This window comes from Actinosynnema sp. NPDC023658 (genome assembly GCF_040639995.1).
Lineage (GTDB): Bacteria > Actinomycetota > Actinomycetes > Mycobacteriales > Pseudonocardiaceae > Actinosynnema.
In genome coordinates, this window is record NZ_JBFAAX010000649.1 from 1 (window position 1) to 3,240 (window position 3,240).

Genomic DNA, 3,240 nt, shown 5'->3' on the forward strand with positions numbered 1-3,240 from the left:
TCATGCCCGCACCGGAGCCGGCGCCCTGGAAGCCGAACTCGATGGACTGGCCGGCGGGCACGTTGCCGTTGAAGCTGACGTTGCGCCACTGGACGGTGCCGGTGTTGCCGCTGCGGTCGGCGTTCCACGCGTTGGTGACGGTGGCGCCGGAGGGCAGGGCCGTGGTGACGGTCCAGCCGTTGATGGACGACGAGCCCGCGGTCACCCTGACCGTGGTGACGAAGCCCTCGGCCCAGGAGTTCAGCGACACCGACGCGGTGCAGCCACCCGGGATCGGGCCGTTGGTCGTGGTCGTCGTACCGGTCGTCGTGGTGGTCGTGCCGGTGGTCGTGGTGGTCGACGTCGTGGTCGTGCCACCGGCGTTGAGGGCGTTGAGGACCGAGGTGTAGGCGGCCTTCTTGTTGCCGCTGCCGTCGAACAGCAGCGGGGTGCCCGAGGAGCGCCAGGAGTCGCTGTCGCGGATGCCCCAGACGGTGATGCCGGCGCAGCGGGCCACGGCCAGGCAGGCCTTCACGACGCGTTCGTAGTTCTGCGCCTGCGCCGAGCCCGAACCCTCGATGTCCAACTCGGTGATCTGCACGTCCACGCCGAGGTTGGTGAAGTTCTGCAGGGTGGTCTGGTAGTTGGACGGCACCGGGCTCTGGCTGTTGAAGTGGGACTGGAAGCCGACGCAGTCGATGGGGACGCCGCGGGACTTGAAGTCCTGGACCATCCGGTACACGGCCTGGGTCTTGGCGTGCGACCAGTCGTCGGTGTTGTAGTCGTTGTAGCACAGCTTCGCGCCCGGGTCGGCCGCCCGCGCGGCCTTGAACGCCGCCTCGATCCAGTCGTTGCCGGTGCGCTGCAGGTTCGAGTCGCGCCGCGCACCCGAACTGCCGTCCTGGAACGCCTCGTTCACCACGTCCCACGCGTAGATCTTGCCCTTGTAGTACGTCGCCACCTGGGTGACGTGGTTGAGCATCGCGTTGCGCAACGTCGTGCCGGACATGTTCTGCATCCAGCCCGGCTGCTGGGCGTACCAGGCCAGGGTGTGACCGCGCACCCGCTTGCCCTGCGACCGCGCCAGGTTCACGATCCGGTCCGCGTTGCCGTAGCTGAACTGGTTCTGGTTCGGCTCGGTCGCGTCCATCTTCATCTCGTTCTCGGCCGTGACCATGTCGAACTCACGCGACAGGATCCCCGAGTACGTCGAGTCGCTCAGCCTGCTCGCCGCGACCGCCGTGCCGAAGTAGCGACCCGACTCGGCCGCCGAGGCGCCGAGCGTCGTGCCGGCGCTGGCCGACGTCGCCATGAGCACCGCGGCGCCCGTGGTGGCGACCGCCAACGTCGACACTAGCGCCGCTCGCAACACTGACCTCGATGTCAGCTTCATGTATCGCACCTTCTGAGAGCACCTGCTCCGGTTCGGCAGGTGGTGGGTTGGTTGGACGGCGACCCGAACCGCCGGGGCGGGGTGGTCCGGATCCGCGCGCTCGGCGGTGGAGGGCCCGGTGCCGCGGGCGATCCTCCCCACCGACGAGGTGATCAGCCGGTGCGGCCGGACAGGCTCGGCCGTTTCCCGTCGTGCCGGACGGCGCGGCCGAACGTGGTCGCGAGCGGGGATGCCGCCCTCGGTGTCCGTGTCATCGTCGTTGGCACCTTCTGCAGAGCACCCGCCACTGGGCAGGTGGGATTGTGCCCAGCCTGAAACTTTTAGCAGTATTAACCGAAACAGATAGGTCTGGCAAGCGCCGGAACAGAAGGATTGCGCGGATCCGCAGAAGTCCTGACGATGCGGCCATTCGGCGCAGAGGCCGGCCACCCAGATCTTGACCAGCCCGCTGCAACCTGATCACGTATGTGAAAACCCCTGTTGGAACCCGGTGTTGACGACGCCTGGGCCGATACCGGCGTGAGTCTCATAACAACTGAAGGCTTCCTGTGCAAGCTTCGAAATGTTCGAAAAAAGGTTCGCAACTTTCTCGATTTACCCGAGTCGGTTTCCGACGAATGGAGTACACCCGTTACGCCCGAGGCGGGCCTCCGGGCTCAGGAGCCGATCGGCCAGCCCGTATAGGACTCCGCGAGGTGCGTGGCGGCGGCCGTGCTGGAGGTGACCAGCTCCAGCTCGCCGAGCTGCCGCTTGAGGTCGAACGGCGAACCGGCCGGGTCGGTGTGCAGCATCGAGGTCATCCACCACGAGAAGTGCTGCGCCCGCCACACCCGGCGGGCCGCGGTCGGCCCGTAGGCGTCCAGCGGCTCGGTGTCCCCGGTGGCGAAGTGCTCCTCCAGCGCGCGGGCGAGCACGACCACGTCCGCCACGGCGAGGTTGAGCCCTTTCGCGCCGGTGGGCGGCACGACGTGCGCGGCGTCCCCGGCCAGGAAGAGCCGGCCGTGCCGCATCGGCTCGCACACGTAGCTGCGCATCCGGATGACGCCCCGGTCGAAGATGCGGCCCTCCGCGAGGCTGAAGCCGTCACCGGCGACCCGGGCGTTCAGCTCCGCCCAGATCCGGTCGTCGCTCCAGTCGTCGGCGCGCTCGTCGGGGTCGCACTGGAAGTACATCCGCTGCACCTGGGGCGTCCGCGTGCTGATGAGCGCGAACCCGCGCCCGGAGTGCGCGTAGATCAACTCCTTCGAGGACGGTGGCGCCTCGGCCAGGATCCCGAACCACCCGAACGGGTAAGCCCGGAAGTAGTCGGTGCGGTCGCCGTCCGGGATGGAGCGCCTGCTGACGCCGGACGAGCCGTCGCAACCGGCGATCACGTCGCACCGCAGCTCGACCGGCGTGCCGTCGGCGTCGGTGAACGAGATGACCGGGTCGTCGGACGTCACGCCGTGCAGCGCCACGTCGCTCGCCCCGAAGCGGATGTCCGCTCCCGCGTCCAGCCGTGCGGCGATCAGGTCCTTGAGGACCTCGTGCTGCGGGTAGAGCCACACCGCCCGCCCGGTGAGCCCGGTGAAGTCGATCCGGTGGCCCTCGCCGCCGAACCTCAGCTCGATCCCCTCGTGCCGCGCGCCTTCCGCCGCCACCCGCGCGCCGACACCCATGGCGGACAACAACTCCACCGTGCCCTGCTCCAGGACCCCGGCCCGGATGGTCTGCTCGATCTCGGCCCGGCCGCGCGTCTCGACGACCACCGAGTCGATGCCGCGTTCGGCCAGCAGGTGGGACAGCACCAGGCCGGCGCGCTGGGCATCGTGGACCGCTACGAGCGGACGGACCGGAAATGCAGAGCGCCGGGGGGGGCCGGAGTGAGC

General features: G+C 69.0%; 2 protein-coding genes. Both read right to left on the reverse strand.

Annotated elements, in window-relative coordinates:
• The coding region (locus tag AB0G02_RS32655; protein ID WP_360801922.1) for an endo-1,4-beta-xylanase at positions 1-1,372 on the reverse strand (1,372 nt) is incomplete at its 3' end.
• 656 nt (positions 1,373-2,028) lie between these two features.
• On the reverse strand, positions 2,029-3,240 hold a 1,212-nt coding region (locus tag AB0G02_RS32660; protein WP_360801925.1), incomplete at its 5' end, for a 4-hydroxybenzoate 3-monooxygenase.